Here is a 16,149-nt window from a genome sequence, read left to right as displayed (position 1 = left end):
TCTTCACGCGGACGGCCGACGATCGGCCCAGGGACGAATCCGCTCCAGGATGGCACCGAGACGCAGAACATCATTGTCTTTCCACCAGCGGCCGACGATCTGCAGGCCGGTCGGTAATCCATCGGCTCCGAAGCCATTTGGCACCGATAGCGCCGGATTGCCGCTCTGGTTGAACGGATAGACGAAGGCGTTCCAGCCGCGATTGAACAAAGCATCGACGGTCTTGCCGGCCTCGGCCGGAATTGCGGTGGTGGGCAAGGTGGGCGTCACGAGAAAGTCGTAGCTTTCCAGGAGCTTCTGCACACCGCGATACAACCGTGAGCGCGCGACCTGCGCCTTGCGAAAATCGACCAGAGTGGCCTTGCTACCCGCCGCGATCCATTCCACCAGGACCGGGTCCATCCGGTCGCGCCATTTTTCAAGATGGTGACCGAAATAGACGTTCAGATTAGCGAGGTACATGAGCCGGGCAGGGCCCGCGATCCAGTCCATTCCAACGCCGGCCTCCTCCACCTCGGCGCCAAGCTCCGCAAGGGCTGCGAGCGACGCCTTGGCGTTTGCCGCAACGTCCGCACTACAGTCGCTCATGGCGGACAGGTATCCGATCCGCAATCCCGACAAATCCTCCGAGATCAGGCCAGGCATCAGCGTCCCGTTGCCGGGCGCGCCGAGCGACCACGGATCGAGCGTCGACGGGCCCACAAGGCTGTCCATCATCAATGCGGCATCGGCAACGGTGCGCGTCAACGGGCCGGCTGCGGCATAATTGAAGAACGAATCCGAGGTCTGCTCATAGGGCACCGCGCCCGTGGTCGGCTTCAGTCCGACCACGCCGCAGGCGCCGGCGGGAATGCGGATCGATCCCGCGCCGTCCGTGCCGAGACCCAGTGGCCCAAGTCCGGCCGCCACCGCGACGGCCGCGCCACCGCTCGATCCGCCCGCGGTGCGGGCGGGATTCCAGGGATTGCGCGTGATCCCGAAGCTGGGTCCGTCGGTGTGGCCCTTGTGACCGAATTCAGGTGTGGTCGATTTACCTACCATGATCGCACCCGCATTCTTCAGGCGAGTCACCAGGATGTCGTCCTGCGAGGGAACGTTGTCGGCCAAGACCGCCGATCCGTGCGCAGTACGAACGCCCTTGGTGGCAAAGAGATCCTTGATGTTGACGGGTACGCCATGAAGCGGCCCGAGCTGTTCGCCGGCCATGACGGCCTGCTCTGCAACCCGCGCCTGCGCCCGCGCCGCGTCTGCGGTCACCGTCGCGTAGGCATTGAGCGTCGGTTGCGTCCGCTCGATCGCGCCCAGCACGGCGTCGACATACTCCACCGGAGACAAAGCGCGTTTACGGATCAGCCTTGCGGCGGTCGTGGCGGGCATAAAGAGAAGATCGCGATCAGACATCTCGGAACTCCATCAATCGGCAAAGCGGCGGCAACAGCCGTCAGGCGGGGACGTCGTGAAGGTGGCAGGCGGCAAGATGGCTTGGCGCGATCTCCCGCAGCTTCGGCTTCTCGGCTCGACAACGTTCGAACGCGAACGGACAACGCGGATGAAACGTGCAGCCCGGCACTGTGTCGATCTGGCTCGGCAATTCGCCGGTCACGACCGCGGCGCGGGCCTTGTTCGGCTTGACGCGAGGGATCGCCGCAAGCAGCGCTTGCGTGTAGGGATGCCGGGGAGCGGTATACAGTTCGTGCCTGGGCGCGATCTCGACGATGCTGCCGGCATACATCACCGCCACCCGTGCTGAAATGCTGCGGACCACCGCGAGATCATGGGCGATGAAGAGATAGCTGAGGCCGAGCCGCTCCTGGAGGTCGAGCAGCAGGTTGACGATTTGCGCCTGCATCGACACGTCGAGCGACGATACCGGTTCGTCGCAGACGATGAATTCCGGCTTCAGCGCCAACGCCCGCGCAATGCCGATGCGTTGACGTTGGCCGCCGGAGAATTCGTGGGGGAAACGGTCACCACACGAACGCGGCAAACCGACCATCTCCAGCAGTTCGCGGACGCGATCGTTGCGGGCGGCGCGCGACAGGCCGCCCGCGACGTCGAGCGGCTCTGCGATCGCGTCCTGCGCGCGCATGCGGGGATTGAGCGAATTCTGCGGGTCTTGAAACACGAATTGCAGCCGTCGCCGCACCGCCCTGAGCGCAGCCTTGCCGCTCGCCGGAGAAACCTCCTGGTCGAACAGCTTGATCGATCCGCTTGTCGCGGCTTCGAGACCGACCAGGATACGTCCCGTGGTGGATTTCCCCGAGCCTGACTCCCCGACAAGGCCCAGCGTCTCGCCTTGCCCAACATCGAAACTGACACCATCGACGGCGCGCAACGACGCGCCCCGCGCCGCAAAGGTCTTCAACAACTCGCGCACGACGACGATGGGCGCTCCACTCATGTGGCTGTTCCCGTGGCGATGCGCGGCGGACAACGCGCGAAATGGCCCGCCCCGGCGTCGACCAACGCGGGCGGCTCAGTCAGGCAGGACTTGATCGCCTCGCGGCAGCGCGGATTGAACCGGCATCCCGCGATCGACGTCGACGGATCCGGAATGTTCCCGGGAATGGTCGCGAGCCGGTGTACGTCCGCGTCGGGATCGGGCACGGCGCGGATCAGCCCTTCGGTGTAAGGATGCACCGGCCGTTCGAACAGGGCAGGGACGGCGGCGGATTCCACAACCCGCCCGGCATACATGACAACGACACGCTGCGCGAACTCCGCGACCACGCCGAGATCATGGGTGATCAAAATCACCGACATGCCGATTTCACGCTGCAACTCGCGCAGCAATTCGAGGATCTGGGATTGAATGGTGACGTCGAGGGCGGTGGTCGGCTCGTCTGCGATCAGGAGCTTGGGGCGGCATGCCACTGCGATGGCGATCATGACGCGCTGGCGCATGCCGCCGGAAAGCCGATGGGGGTAATCGTCGATGCGGCGCGAGGCGTCGGAAATCCGCACCATCTCCAGCAGCTCGACGGCCTGACGACGGGCGGCCCGCGCCGAGAGCCCCTGATGCTGGCGCAACGGCTCCATGATCTGGTCGGCGATGCTCAAGACCGGATTGAGCGAGGACATCGGATCCTGGAAGATCATCGCGATCTCCCTGCCGCGAATCTGGCGCAGCCGGCGTTGCGGAACAGTCAGCAGATCATGTCCGCCGTAGCGGATCGTCCCCGATGCGTAACGTGTGTTGGCACGGCCATGCAGCTTGAGAATCGAAAGGGCGCTGACGCTCTTGCCGCTGCCGGATTCACCGACGATGCCGAGGCATTCGCCGGCGCGAACGGCAAAGTCCACGCCTTCGACGGCGTTCACCCAGCCAGTGTCGCCGCGGAACTGGACCGTCAGGTTCTCGACACTCAGAAGGGTTTGCTGCGCCATTCAGGTCTCGATCTTCAAGCGTGGATCGAGCACGTCGCGCAACCCGTCGCCGAGCAGATTCATGCCGAGCGCGGCGAGGCTGACCGCGAGGCCGGGAAACAGCATCACCCACCACGCCTCGACCGAGTAGTCGCGTCCCTCCGCGATGATGTTGCCCCAGCTCGGGGCCGGCGGCGGCGGGCCGATGCCGAGGAAGCTGAGCGTCGCTTCCGCGAGAATGGCGTAGGCGAAGATGAAGGTCAGCTGGACGATCAGGGGTCCGAGACAATTTGGCAGCACGTGCTTGACGATGATGTGCACGTCGCCGGCACCGCTGACCCGCGCGGCCTGCAGATACTCCATCTCGCGAATGACCAGCACGGAGGCACGCACGATCCGCGCCGTCCGCGGCACATAAGCAACTGCGAGCGCCACCACGATACTGCTGGCCTGTGCGCCGAGTGCCGCGCCGATACCGATGGCCAGCAGGATCGCGGGGAACGCCATCAGCGCGTCCATCGATCGCATGACGTACGGATCGAGCGCGCGAAAATATCCCGCCAGGATGCCGATCATGGCGCCGAACACGCCTGAGAGCAGGGCCACCGAAAACCCGATCGACAGTGACAGGCGGCCGCCATAGAGCACACGCGTGAGGATGTCCCGCCCGTATTGATCGCTGCCGAACGGGAAGCGTGCCGATGGCGGCTTGAATCGGTAACGAATGCTCATCGCCGTCGGATCGGTGCCGGTCAGCATCGGCCCGATGATCGCGCAAAGCGTCAGGACGGTCACAAGCACCAGTCCGATCTTGAACGACCGGTGCGCGGCGAGCTTGCGCAGGACGGGAAATCGCCGGCGCTCCGCCAGTATCTGTGTCGACGGCGCAGCCAGCCCGACGTCAGTCATAGCGCACCCGTGGATCGACCAGGGTATAGATGATATCCACGGCAACGTTGATCAGCACGAAAGCGAAGCCGAACAACAGCATGGTGCCCTGGATCAGCGGGTAGTCGCGGGCCATGATCCCCTGCACCACGAGCCGGCCGATACCCGGCAACGCAAACACCTGCTCTACGACGACTGAACCTCCGATCAGGAGACTCAGGATGATGCCGCTGACCGTCACGACGGCGACCAGAGCATTGCGGAAGCCGTGCTTGCCGACGGTTCGCCACTCGCTGACGCCTTTGGCGCGCGCCGTCCGGATGAAATCCTGGTCAAGCACATCGAGCATCGCCGAGCGCGTCATGCGCGCCAGGAAGCCAATCTGAAACAGGCTGAGCACCATGGCGGGCTGGATCAGCGAAGCGAACCAGGCACCGGGGCCCGCCGTTAGCAACGGAGCATAGCCGGCGGACGGCACCCATCCGAGCTTCACGCTGAACAAGATGACCGACACGATCGCGATCCAGAAACTCGGGGCCGAAACCCCGATCAGGGCAACCGCCATGACACCCGCGTCGATCCAGCTGCTACGGAAATAGGCGGCCAGGATGCCGAGCGCGATACCAATCGGCAGGGTGATGGCGAGTGACAGGGCGGCCAGCGACAACGTCACCGGCAAACGCTCCCCGACCGCGGAGAGTACGGTCTGGTTCAGCACCAGCGAGCTGCCAAACTTGCCCTGTGCCAGGTTGAGGAACCAGGACAGCAGTTGCCGCCAGATCGACTGGTCGAGGCCGAGTTCACGACGAATCCGTTCCACCGCCGCAGGCGTGGCATCGGCTCCGGCGATCACGACCGCGGGATCTCCCGGCAGCAGGTGCATCAGGACGAAGGACAGCACCGCAACCAGCAGCAGGACCGGTATGGATTGCATGAGACGGACGCTGATCGTGCGAAACATGAGATACCCGATATGACGCTTTCTGCTCCTGCCCAGCCGCCGTTGTGCCGACGGCGCTACTTCAGCCAAACGTCCCAGAAATGAACGATATAATAGGGCATGAAGTTCACGACCTTGGCGGCGTTGTAGCTTCGCATCGTGCCCATATCGGCGATCTTGATCATGTAGGCCTGGTCCAGCACGCGCTTCTCGATATCGGCCCAGGCCGCGATGCGCTTTTGCGGATCGAGCGAGGCGTAGAACGCGTCATAGGCAGCGTCGAGAACGTGGTCGTCCTTGACGTGCGGGAAGGTGTAGAACATCACCTTCCATTGCTGCGGGCCGAGCAGCGGATTCGAGCAATAGCCGGTGGTGGACACGTTCCAGACCCCGGTGCCGCGCTGCATGTTGCTCGCGTTGGTGGTCCAGTCGACGATGTCGACCGCAACGTTGAAGCCGGCGTCCTTCATCTGCTCGGACAGGACCAGGATGGCGTCGCGGAAGTTCGGGTAGTTGGAATTCGTCTGGAGCACGATCTTCTCGCCGTTGTATCCGGCCTGCTTCAGCAACTCCTTGGCTTTGGCCGGGTTACGCTGGTCGTAATAGGGCTTCATCGCATCGCCCTGATAGTAAGGGCTCGACGCGTACACCAGCGAATGGCCCGGGCGCGAGATCTGTCCCATGGCTCCGGTGATATCGTCGATATTGACCACCGCCTCGATCGCCTGGCGAACCAGCGGATTGGTGGTCGGCGTCGCCTGCGTGTTCACCACGAACACCTGCATGCAATACGGGAAAATCTGCTGCGTGGTGATGTTCGCCTGGCCGTCGAAACGCTTGGCCAGATCGCGGGGAACGTCGCCGATGACGTCGGCGTTGCCGGTCTGCAACGCGGCGACGCGGGCGTTCGCCTCGGGCACAAAATTATAGCGAACCTGGTCGAGATAGGCGGTGCGGCGCCCAGCCAGACCGTCGGGCCCGGGCGCGCTCTCGTCGGGCACATAGCCGTCGAAACGCTTGATGACGAGATGGCTGTCCTTCACCCACTCGCCAAGCATGAACGGACCGGTTCCGACGATGTCGATCTCGCGCGCCGCCTTGTCCTTCTGCTCGGCCGGCAAAATTTCGAACGGATAGACCGGCGACTTCAGCACGTCGACGAACACGGCGTTCGGCTTCTTCAAGCGGATCACGAAGCCGTAGGGATCGAGCGCTTCGAAGCCGTCGACATCGGCGAGCACGGAGGCGTTGGGACTGACCCTGCGATAGCGTTCGAACGACGCCAGCACGTCGGCCGACGTCATCTCCTTGCCATTGTGGAATTTCACACCCCTGCGCAGCGTGAAACTGAAGACCGTGGCATCGGCATTGGTCTCGATCTTCGAAGCGAGAACGGGCCGGGCGTTATAGTTATTGTCGATCGCAACCAGCGGCTCGAACAAGTGGTGGATTACTTCGAGTTCGACGAGGCTTGAGGCGACATGAGGATCTAGCGTGCCCGGCCCGGAGAGATAGGCATAGACGAGGCTGCCGCCGCGGTTGGGTTCGGCGGCATGGAGCGGGGTTGCAAGCACGCCGAGCAGGGCAATCGACCGGCCCATCGCGGTGATCGTACGAAACATGGCCGAAAAGCTTGTCATTACAACTGCCTTCCTGTTGAGTTCGCGTATCAGTCGTCATTTACCCGCATGGATGTCCCGGCCGCGTTCACTGGACCGCTTTCGCGGACTGGCGTCGGTCGACTGAAGCGGCGACCTGCCTGAGGGCACCGTTGGTCGCGTCTAAGACACGATCGATGTCGTCGGGCCGGTGTGCCGCGGACAGAAACATGTTGTGCCAGGGATGCATGTAGACGCCCCGCCGCAGCGCCTCTTGCACGAAACGATGACCGAGCACGAAATCCGGATCGTCCTCGAACATGATCATCGGCATCTGAACCGGTCCGGTCTGCCGCAATCGCACATCGTGCGCCTGTGCCTGCGCCTCGAGCCCGTCGCGTAGCCGGCGGCCCATGGCTTCCATTGCTGCGATCGCACCGGTTGCGCGCAGTTTCTTGATCGTAGCCACCGCTGCCGCCATCGGCACCGCCGAGCACCAGAAGGAGCCGGTGACATAAACCTGTTGGGCGGCGTCGCGAAAGCGATCGGCGCCGGTGATCGCCGCAAGCGGATGACCGTTGGCGATCGCCTTGCTCCAGGCGCACAGATCGGGCCGCACGCCGTAGGGCTCCCAGCTGCCGCCGATGTGGAGGCGGAAGCCCGCCCTGACATCGTCGAGAATCAGCGCCGCACCGGCCGCGTCGCAGATCCTCCGGACTGCCTGCGCGAACGCAGGCGTCGGCGCCTCCTGATGGCGTCTCACATCATGCTTGAACGCAGTCACCAGCACTGCCGCGAGGTCGCGGCCGGCCTCGTCGGCGGCGCGCTCCAGGCTCGCAACGTCGTTATAGTCAAAGTGCAGGATGTGGGCTCGATCTTCCGCGGTGACGCCGGCCAGCGAGGGCGTGCACCACGGCGCGGCGCCATGATAGGAGCCCTTCGCCACCAGCACCTTGCGCCGCTGCGTGCCGGCACGCGCGATGGTCACGCAGGCCGTCGTCGCATCGGTGCCGTTCTTGGCGAACAGCACCCAGTCGGCGTGCGGAATGGTCTCGACCACGAGCTCCGCGAGCTCGACCTGGCATTCCGCGGGCCCGGTCATCAAGTCGCCGCGGGCGCGCTGCGCCGCGGCTGCGGCCTCCACATCCGGATCACCGTAACCGAGCACGATCGGTCCATAGCCGCACATCAGGTCGATATATTCCGTGCCCGCCAGATCCCGGAGGTGGCAGCCGCTCGCGCTGCGAAAAAACTGCGGATAGCCGGGAGGCAGCCGTGCGACATTCATGTGGCCCCACATGCCGCCGGGAATGACCTTCAGGGCTCGTGCCCGCAACGCCTCGTCCTGCGAAAGGAGCCTGGATGCGGTGTCATCAGGTGCCATGGCAAGTCCCTCGTGTCGGACGGCCGCGCCGTTGCGACGCCAGCATAATATATGATATATCATAGTTGCGAAGGCCTTTCTCGCCTTTTGATCTTGCAAAGACCGCGGGCAGACGTGCAGACCACGCATAGAGATTGGTCGCCTTTCGACTGGAGAGCAGGCCCCCTCGATGTCCAACGATGCTGTCGGTCTGGTCGGCCGCGACAACCTGACGGCCCGCGTGTTTGGGGAATTGCGGCTTGCCCTGATGGAGGGACGATTCCGTCCCGGCCATCGTTTCAAGATCCGCGAGCTCGCCGAAACGATGGGCGTCTCGGAAACGCCGATCCGGGAAGCGCTGATGCAGCTGGTGCGCGCACGGGTGCTTGACATGCAGGCAAGCCGCTCGATCGAGGTCGCCCGCCTGAGTGCAGCGCAGTACGAGGAACTACGCGGTATCCGGATTTTGCTCGAAGGACTGGCCGCCGAACGCGCAACCACCCGGATCTCCAAGGCTGATATCGCCAATCTCAAGAAATATCATCAGGCGCTGGTCGCAGCAGAACGCGGCAGGCGCTGGCGCGAAGCCGTGCAGGTGAACTGGCAATTCCACCACACGCTCTACAAGGCCGCTGACGCGCCCGAACTGCTCGAGATGATCGAGACGATCTGGCTTCGCAACGGTCCTCTGCTCAACATGTTGTATCCGCATGCGACCCCGACCTATCCGGGACGGCATCAGCATCTCAACGTGCTCGACGGTTTGACCGCGAGAAATCCCGAGGCCGTGAAGCAGTCGATCCAGGCCGATCTGATGGAGGGAGGCGCCAGACTGCTGAAACTGCTTCAGGATATCGAAGCCGGTGTTGCGCCATCGCAGCTGGATGCCGCAATGACATAGTTCGTCTCGCCAGCAAGTTTCCGGCTCCGTCGACAGGGCTGGGAAAACTGCGGCGAAATGGCGGGCCGTGCGTACGGCAAAACCGTGTGGTCCTGGCCGTCGTTGCTACGGTCAAGCTCTTGCGGAGGCGGCATTGGCGTCAACCGGCGCGGTGTCGGCGACTTTCGCAGGGCGAGGGAGGCCAGAACGAACTCGGCTCCCGGGAGAGCACGGCATAAGCCGTCCAACCACTGCGCAGGGAAGGCCGAGTGATTGGCTACACCTGTATGCTGCTGTGCGGTTCTCTCTGCGCACCACCTCGCGCAGCGGACCGCGGGTGCCAGCCGGCACCCGGCCTTCCCTGCGCCCTCTTGGCTCAAGAGGGCGGAGAGGCGAAGCAAAGCTCGGGCGAAATCAGCCGCGAGACCGCGAAGCTGCGTCCCATCGCAAGGCGATCGAGATGATCCTCACGCACGTTGACGGAGAGCCATTGCTGGCTCCACGGCCTGAACCATCAGGATCGGCGGGCAAGGGTCTTGGGTTGAACACGCGATCCGTCGATCACCTCGAGCCGGCCGCAGCGGTTCAAGGTGTGCAACTTCCTGCCGGGCCATGCGGGCCCCGGTCTAAGCGAGTGGCGAACGATCTGCCTGAATGTGGTCGGCGACAGTTCGACAATTTCTGCCAGCCCGAGCGCAGCACCGTAGCCGTCGGCACAGTCCTGGACCGGCCGCCACAATCTTTCATTGATGGTGACGAAATTCCCTGCCGGCCGCGTGCTCGCACGATCGATCAGGACCGGATTGCTGGCATGGGGCAACCAGGGCCCCAACAAGTGCTCGGCGTAATAGATCGCCAGCGAATCGGAATACCCGCCCGTTCCGTCGCGCCAGGCTCCAAACAGATAATGCAGGCCGTTGTGTCGCGTGATCGTGACATCGGCGAGTTCAAGGCCCGAAAGCAGCGTCGCGTGGCGTTCCCATTTGTCCGGAAAACGGACGCACTTGTAGAGGGCGACGTCGCCGTGGGTCGAACTCTCCGGGATCATCCACAACTCGCCAGCGTCCGCGATCAGAAACGGATAGGAGAGGTGCCAGGACTCCTCCAGCACGGGCACGACTTGTCCCACCGGGCCCGAATCGTTGAACTCGATCGCGGAAATTATTCCCTTTCCGATCCGGTGATCGAGATCTTCAAAGAAGACGAATGTTCTTCCCTGCCATGTGATGGGAAAGGGATCGGCGTAGAAGCGATGGCCGGGATCGGCAAGGACGTTCCAGCCCGGTCCCGACAGATCTCCGGTCTGCCAGACGCCTGCACCGTCATTGAAGCGCCATCCGACGTGCCAATGCGGGGCGTAGCAACAGAGGCGATAGATCTCCTTGGCGATCGATACGGCGAGGCCGCGCGCAACATACGCCGCCGGCCGCCGGCCGATGCCGTCTCCGGCGGGGCGGGCCAGCGGCGGCAGAATGCGCGGCCGTCCCGACAGGATTGCGGCCACCATGGTCAGGGTTCGCGCCATGACCGTGTCGAGCGCGCCGCTCAAGCCGGCCGCGATTTCCCCGGATGGGTGGCCGCGATCCAGGACCGCACCGTCGATCTCGTTGACGATGTCGATCACCGGAAGGTCGCCGGCGAGAATGGCGGCAAGTGCGGCGTTTTCGCCTGCGGTTCCGTTGAACAGCGGGCGGAGATACAGCGGAGCAGAACAGCTGGGATCCCGCGCCCCGTCGGAAAAATCGACGATCACGTCGGCGGTGCCGGCGCGCGCCTGCATCCGGTCCGGGATGATCTTCAACGTGTCGGCGCCGCTGTGTTTGCCCTTGTGCAAAACCAAACGCTCGAGTTCGAACAGCGCGTCGAGACCTGTGGGCCGTGACGTCGCCGTCGTCGTCCAGGCGATCTGAACCGGAACATCCCGGCCGTCGATCGACAGCGTCTCGCGGCCCATCCACCGCCGCGCATGCTCACGTTCACAGCGAAACTCGATGATCATGTCGAGCCAATCTATTCCGACCGCCGGTCAAATGACCTGGCTGAGAATTCGAACGTATTCCTCGACCATGGCATCCACCGAATAGCGCAACCTGAGGCCTTTGGCGTTTTGTCGCAGTTCGTCGCTCAGTTGCTGGTCCGTCAGCAGCTGTGCGACGGCCGCGGACAGCTTCGCATGGTCGGTGGCATCGACGAACAGGGCTGTCGGTTTTCCTTCGAAGGACAACACCTCGCGCAGGACGGGAAGATCCGTGACGACGGAAGGAACGCCGGCGTTCGCGGCTTCGACCGCGGCCAGACCAAAGGTCTCCGCTTGCGTCGGAAAGACGAATACATCCAGGCAGGCGAGAAAATCCGCTATCTGGCGCGGGGCGATTTCGCCGAGCAGATGCAATCTGTCCGACACTTTCAAGGCGTCCGCCAACTGCCTCAGCCGAGCCTCGTCGGCTCCCTGGCCGGCCAGTGCGAGGTGCCAGGATGGTTGATCCGGCAACAGACGTATCGCCGCATCGAGCCGCTTGTGCGGGTGCAGCCTCGCTGCGCAGCCGAGCAGCACGCGGTCCGGCGGCAGATTGAATGTCTGTCGTGCAGCTTCCTTCGACAGGCTGAGGGCCTTGTCGTCGAAACCGTGTGGGACATGCACCATGCGCGACCGATAGGCCTCGGGGTAGCGCGAATACTCGCGCTGCATGTCCAGCGAGTTGAGCGTGATGCGGTCGAAGAAGCCGAGGCTGCCCATGACGATGTCGGCCGTGCGGACCGGCCAGCTCATCGACAGCGCGGATGAAACCTGATTGGCGACGACCGGTGCGCGGCAGACGAGGCGCGACACCCCCGCGCCGATGACGTTGCCGAAATGCTGAAAGGTCAGAACAGCGTCAGGCCTGGCGGTCCTGATATGACGGCCGAGCGTCCACAACATTCGCAGCAGTGCCAGCGGATTTCCCGGCCGGCGCGCCGCGCAGTAGAGCGTATCGGGCGGCTCATCGAACGAATCCGATTTGCGGTAGAAGAACAGATTGGTGACCCGATAGCCGCGGTCGGTCAGTCCGGCGCCAAGCAGCCGGGAAATCTCCTGCGCACCGGCGTTCTCGGCCTGAGTTTGCACAAGAAGCACGTGTGGCTTTGATCCGCCGCTGCTCGGCCCTGCGAGTGCTGCCGCGGTCGAAGGCAGCTTCGGTGCCTCGCCCCGTTCTGTGCCTGGCTGGTAATGGAGCACGGATCCCGACCCGCTGAAGAAACGAAGTTTTCATCTTCTTAACCCGGTACCTACCATGCAGGCTTCGAGCGGACATCGACTAGCGTTAAACGGAGTTAATGCGCAGGCTGCCGGAAGGGCATCGTTCACGAGGGAATCCGCTGGTTTCCGAACGAAGCGAAGCGAGTGCGTTAACCAATTGGTCACGGTCGCGTATGGAGCGCGTAACCACCGATTAACCATAGATATTTACGTTGGAGCAGGCACTGAACAGTGTTCGCCAGTTGAATCCGAGTAAAATCCATGACGTTCGGTCGCCGTGCAGACCCGACAAGCTCCGGATCGATCGGTGTCGCCGCGTCGTGGCAGACCCGGGACGCGTCGAACGGTGAGTCCCGCGAACGCTTTGGCGGTGGGCTCACTGCCGCGGGTGCGCTCGCCTTCTTGCGGGACAACGCTCGCCGCATCCTGACGCTCGCTCTCGCGATCTTCGCCCTTGGCGTCGTCGTATTGTTGGTGATTCCGGTGCGATTTGCGGCGACCGCACTGGTCGTTGTCGATCCCCGAGAGCAGCGCGTGACCACGGAGCAGGACGTTCTGCCCGGTATAGGGCAGGATAGCGCCGCGCTGCAAAGCCTGGTTGAAGTCGCCAAGTCCGACGGATTTCTCAAGCCGCTGATCGAGCAGCTCAAGATTCGGGATGACGACGACATCTCCGGGGGACACACCGACCCCGCGCGCCTGCTCGAGAGGTTCCGCAACCGTCTCGACATTTCCCGTCGCGGACTGACCTATGTCATCGCCATCCGCTTCACCTCGAACCGGCCGGAGCGGGCGGCCTACTATGCCAATGCCATTGCCGAGGCGTTCGTTGCCGGCCAGGGCCGCATGCGTACGGATGCGACCGACGAGGCCGCCGACTGGCTCAGTAGCCGGCTCAAGACATTGAACGACCGGCTGAGGGCGTCGGAGGACGCCGTTGCCACGTTCAAGCTCGAGCACAGGATCGTCAATGCCGGCAAGGATTCCACGACGCAGCAATTGCGCGTGACCGAGCTGTCGCAGCAGGCTGCCGCTGCGCGCGCCCGGACCGAAGAGGCCAAAGCCCGCTACGAGCAGGCGCAGCGCGATCTGAAAGCGAATGTCGACAGCCCCGCCAGGCAGGATCTCCTGAGCGCGCTGCGCGCACAGCGATCGGCCCTCAATGATCAAATCGCGCAGAAGCGAGCGGTGTTCGGCGATCGCCATCCCGATCTCGTCATGTCGTACAGCCAGTTGAACGATCTCAACAGGCAGATCGAGGTCGAGCGGACAAAGGGCATCGACACCGCAAAGTCGGAATATGAGGCCCAGCGCGATCAACAGAAGGCGCTGGAAAACCAGATGAAGGCGGCCGAATCGCAGCTCCTGGTCGACGGTCAGGCTCTGGTCCGGCTCCAGGAGCTACAGCGCGACGCCGAGGCCAACAGAAACATCTACGAACAGTTCCTGTCGCGGTCCAAGACGACGAACGAGCAGCGCCTCCTGCAGAGTTCTCAAACCAAGATCGCGTCGTCCGCCATTCCGCCGCTTCGCTCGACGCTTCCACCGCTGCCGTTGCTGCTCGCCGCGCTTGCGATTGGCTCGCTGCTGACGTCGACGGCGGTGGTCGCCGCTACGGGACGCGGATCGGACAAATCCGTTCCGGAGGTCCGGGACCCCGAACCGGCTCCGCCGCAGCCCGCGGCGTGGGCACGTCCGCCTGTGTGGGCCCGCATTCCCGACCTGGTGCCTGGCGATGTCCCCAGAAACATCTGGCAAGGGCCGGTGTCCGCAACGAGCGAAATCGATCTCGGTGGTCATCTGCGCCCGCTGCTCGAGAGGCTGGAGAAGCTGCCAGGACCTCGCGGCAAGGTCGTCCTTGTGATGTCGGTCGGCAAGCGCGCTGGCGGCAACACCGTTGCGCGGTCGCTGAATCGATGGGCGGTGAACACAGGGAAGCTGAGCGTCCTGATCCGGGTGGAGCCGGACCTCGGCGGTGCCGCGGCGAGCCTCGCGAAGGACCAGGCCGAAGGTGCGACGACGGCGGACTTTCGCAGTGTCGATGAGCTGCTGGGTGCCGGCAACAGGCCCGAGCCGTCACCCGCGGACGATATTCGTTCGGAGTTCGATCTGATCGTCGTCCACGCCAGCTCCCTGGCCTTGCAGCCCGAGGCGGCGGCGCTGGCCGCTCACGCCGACCTCGTCGTCCTGGTCGCCCGCGAAGACGCGGTCGCTTCGGCCGCAATGCGCAGGGCAACGGCTGCGCTCTCCCGGTTTGTCGGTGTGCCGACCGGTATCGTGGTCAATCGTGTGCCGGCCGACCCGTCGGCGCGTCGTCGCGGCGAAATGCTGGGGCTGGCTGGTTGACGCCACCCGGCTGTGTAGTGCCGCGCGGTGCAATCGCTCTGGCTGAATCGACGTCTATTCGCCGGAGTCCGCGCCGCGGACCGCGTAGGCGCCGCGCTTCGATGCCGAGAAGCGCAGAAGCCCCAAAACCGAAGGATCGACTCCGGTTCGCCGACGACAGAGGATGTTGAGGGCGATGGTTGCGAGCGCCAGCGACGCGGTCGCCGAGATCGCCGCGCCGAGCACGCCGAGCCAGGGAATGAGGACGAGAAATCCGACCAGCCGCAGCGCCACGTTCGCGGCGACGACGGGGACATACTCACGCTCATAGCCGGTCAGCTGCAATATCGCCGCAGATGGACCGCCCGCCGCCTGGAAGGCCGTTCCGATCGCGAGCACGATCAGAACCCAGTGCTGCGCGGCGAAATGGGGCCCGAACAGGTTGAGAAGATGGGGGCCGCCAATCCAGATCAGGAGCAGTCCGCTGACCACGCACAACGCGGTCACCTCCGCCATGAGCCGCAACGTTCGCTCGAATTCCTGATGGTTCTTGCTGAAGTACAGCGAGGGGAGCCGCCGCGCGCCAAAGCTGTACAGTGCGGCCGACAGCATGGCGAAGATGTTGGCGAGGCGGGAGGCGGCGAAATAAATCCCGGCGGTTGCCGGATCCAGCATCCAGTAGACAAGAATGACGTCGAAATACTGGTTCGCGGCTTCAAGGATGGACGCGACCCAGAAATGAAGCGCGCTCGATCTCCAGCGGGACGTCTCGGAACGCGCCGCCGTGCCGCGGAAATCCGGCAGAGCTCGCGCAATCGCGATGACCTGTGCGACCAGGCCGACCGACATGGCAATCGCCATCACGGCGATCAGTTCGGCGGGATCGAGCTGCCGCTGGCCGGACATGATTGCGAGCAGAAACAGGACGACGCTGACCCGCCAGAAGAACTCCCGGTTGCCTTCTCCCATGAGAATGCTGACCAGCGAGCGCGCGATCTGGCTGCCCAGCATCAGTCCCGCATTCACGGCGGTGTAGGCCGACACCGCGAGAACCAGCAGCCACCCGTCGCCTCGCATGTTTGCCACGATCGCGATTGCGCCGATCGCAAGCAGCATCGCGACGGAGGAAATCTTCAGGCTCGATAGCAGCACGCCTTTGGTAAGATCGGGCCGATTTCCCACCCGATACTCGTTCAGGAATCGCACCAGAAGCGATTCCTGCCCGACCAGCCCCACGACCGCTGCCATCTGGGCGACCGAAAGCCAGGTCGCAAAGATGCCGAATCCGTCGGGCGACATCGTTCGTGCCGCCAGCGAGAACAATGCAAACGCAAGCGCGCCGCTACCAACCTTGAGCAGGATGGTTCCGGCAACACCACGCGTTACGTCGCGCCGCATGAACTGGACGATGGATTTGATCATTGAAGATTAAGGGGTAGCTCTCCCCTGAAGAGATACGTTCCGATACGGGCGACAGCCTAGCACGCCGAAAAATCGCGAGTGTTAATGGGCGTGCTCCGGGATGTTGCCGGCTGCGACGACGTCGCCGCC

The 16,149-nt window shown here is 63.8% G+C and carries 12 protein-coding genes; 2 read left to right on the top strand and 10 right to left on the bottom strand.

The features are described 5' to 3' along the window. Positions 1-3: 3 nt before the first annotated feature. The 7 genes from ACXJMY_RS24160 to ACXJMY_RS24130 all read right to left on the bottom strand — a co-directional run bounded on the left by ACXJMY_RS24160 (position 4) and on the right by ACXJMY_RS24130 (position 8,176). Positions 4-1,401 carry an amidase gene (locus tag ACXJMY_RS24160; RefSeq protein ID WP_456621848.1) on the bottom strand — a complete coding sequence of 466 codons (1,398 nt, stop codon included), beginning with the start codon at positions 1,399-1,401 and terminating at the stop codon, positions 4-6. A gap of 40 nt (positions 1,402-1,441) precedes the next feature. Then, a complete protein-coding gene (locus ACXJMY_RS24155; protein ID WP_456621847.1) occupies positions 1,442-2,401 on the bottom strand; it encodes an ABC transporter ATP-binding protein in 960 nt (319 codons plus the stop codon). After that, on the bottom strand, positions 2,398-3,387 hold the full coding sequence (locus ACXJMY_RS24150; protein WP_456621846.1) for an ABC transporter ATP-binding protein: 990 nt from the start codon (positions 3,385-3,387) through the stop codon (positions 2,398-2,400). Before ACXJMY_RS24150 ends, ACXJMY_RS24155 begins: the two co-directional genes overlap by 4 nt. Further along, positions 3,388-4,275 (bottom strand): ABC transporter permease, encoded by an 888-nt coding sequence (locus ACXJMY_RS24145; RefSeq protein ID WP_456621845.1) that lies wholly within the window; start codon positions 4,273-4,275, stop codon positions 3,388-3,390. Continuing rightward, a complete protein-coding gene (locus ACXJMY_RS24140; protein WP_456621844.1) occupies positions 4,268-5,215 on the bottom strand; it encodes an ABC transporter permease in 948 nt (315 codons plus the stop codon). The genes ACXJMY_RS24145 and ACXJMY_RS24140 overlap by 8 nt, the downstream gene beginning before the upstream one ends. A 56-nt stretch (positions 5,216-5,271) precedes the next feature. Next, on the bottom strand, positions 5,272-6,795 hold the full coding sequence (locus ACXJMY_RS24135) for an ABC transporter substrate-binding protein (RefSeq protein WP_456621885.1): 1,524 nt from the start codon (positions 6,793-6,795) through the stop codon (positions 5,272-5,274). A 106-nt stretch (positions 6,796-6,901) separates the two neighbouring features. Beyond that, entirely contained in the window at positions 6,902-8,176 is a 1,275-nt protein-coding gene (locus ACXJMY_RS24130; protein ID WP_456621843.1) for an aminotransferase class III-fold pyridoxal phosphate-dependent enzyme, read from the bottom strand. Between the two features lie 169 nt (positions 8,177-8,345). On the opposite strand from ACXJMY_RS24130, the gene ACXJMY_RS24125 reads away from it, so the two are divergent. Beyond that, positions 8,346-9,056, top strand: a complete 711-nt coding sequence (locus ACXJMY_RS24125) for a GntR family transcriptional regulator (RefSeq protein ID WP_456621842.1) — start codon at positions 8,346-8,348, stop codon at positions 9,054-9,056. Positions 9,057-9,549: 493 nt separating this feature from the next. Here the strand turns inward: ACXJMY_RS24125 and ACXJMY_RS24120 are convergent, their stop codons facing one another. Together ACXJMY_RS24120 and ACXJMY_RS24115 are read right to left on the bottom strand one after the other, a co-directional pair. Further along, a complete protein-coding gene (locus ACXJMY_RS24120) occupies positions 9,550-11,034 on the bottom strand; it encodes a glucosamine inositolphosphorylceramide transferase family protein (RefSeq protein WP_456621841.1) in 1,485 nt (494 codons plus the stop codon). Between the two features lie 27 nt (positions 11,035-11,061). Beyond that, positions 11,062-12,252, bottom strand: a complete 1,191-nt coding sequence (locus ACXJMY_RS24115; RefSeq protein WP_456621840.1) for a glycosyltransferase family 4 protein — start codon at positions 12,250-12,252, stop codon at positions 11,062-11,064. A gap of 282 nt (positions 12,253-12,534) precedes the next feature. Between ACXJMY_RS24115 and ACXJMY_RS24110 the strand changes: the two genes are divergently transcribed. Beyond that, positions 12,535-14,619 (top strand): lipopolysaccharide biosynthesis protein, encoded by a 2,085-nt coding sequence (locus ACXJMY_RS24110; protein WP_456621839.1) that lies wholly within the window; start codon positions 12,535-12,537, stop codon positions 14,617-14,619. A gap of 54 nt (positions 14,620-14,673) precedes the next feature. On the opposite strand, the gene ACXJMY_RS24105 is transcribed toward ACXJMY_RS24110, so the two are convergent. After that, a complete protein-coding gene (locus ACXJMY_RS24105; protein ID WP_456621838.1) occupies positions 14,674-16,020 on the bottom strand; it encodes a lipopolysaccharide biosynthesis protein in 1,347 nt (448 codons plus the stop codon). Positions 16,021-16,149: the final 129 nt, after the last annotated feature.

Source organism: Bradyrhizobium sp. P5_C12, assembly GCF_054049735.1.
Note: the sequence above shows the minus strand (reverse complement) of the source record. Positions and strands in the feature narration are given on the sequence as shown.

Excerpts from the sequence above, each read along its gene's own strand:
- ACXJMY_RS24150 (WP_456621846.1), bottom strand. The coding sequence starts at position 3,387 with ATGGCGCAGCAAACCCTTCTGAGTGTCGAGAACCTGACGGTCCAGTTC.
- ACXJMY_RS24140 (WP_456621844.1), bottom strand. The coding sequence starts at position 5,215 with ATGTTTCGCACGATCAGCGTCCGTCTCATGCAATCCATACCGGTCCTG.
- ACXJMY_RS24125 (WP_456621842.1), top strand. The coding sequence starts at position 8,346 with ATGTCCAACGATGCTGTCGGTCTGGTCGGCCGCGACAACCTGACGGCC.
- ACXJMY_RS24105 (WP_456621838.1), bottom strand. The coding sequence starts at position 16,020 with ATGATCAAATCCATCGTCCAGTTCATGCGGCGCGACGTAACGCGTGGT.
- ACXJMY_RS24155 (WP_456621847.1), bottom strand. The coding sequence starts at position 2,401 with ATGAGTGGAGCGCCCATCGTCGTCGTGCGCGAGTTGTTGAAGACCTTT.
- ACXJMY_RS24135 (WP_456621885.1), bottom strand. The coding sequence starts at position 6,795 with ATGGGCCGGTCGATTGCCCTGCTCGGCGTGCTTGCAACCCCGCTCCAT.
- ACXJMY_RS24130 (WP_456621843.1), bottom strand. The coding sequence starts at position 8,176 with ATGGCACCTGATGACACCGCATCCAGGCTCCTTTCGCAGGACGAGGCG.
- ACXJMY_RS24145 (WP_456621845.1), bottom strand. The coding sequence starts at position 4,275 with ATGACTGACGTCGGGCTGGCTGCGCCGTCGACACAGATACTGGCGGAG.
- ACXJMY_RS24160 (WP_456621848.1), bottom strand. The coding sequence starts at position 1,401 with ATGTCTGATCGCGATCTTCTCTTTATGCCCGCCACGACCGCCGCAAGG.
- ACXJMY_RS24120 (WP_456621841.1), bottom strand. The coding sequence starts at position 11,034 with ATGATCATCGAGTTTCGCTGTGAACGTGAGCATGCGCGGCGGTGGATG.
- ACXJMY_RS24110 (WP_456621839.1), top strand. The coding sequence starts at position 12,535 with ATGACGTTCGGTCGCCGTGCAGACCCGACAAGCTCCGGATCGATCGGT.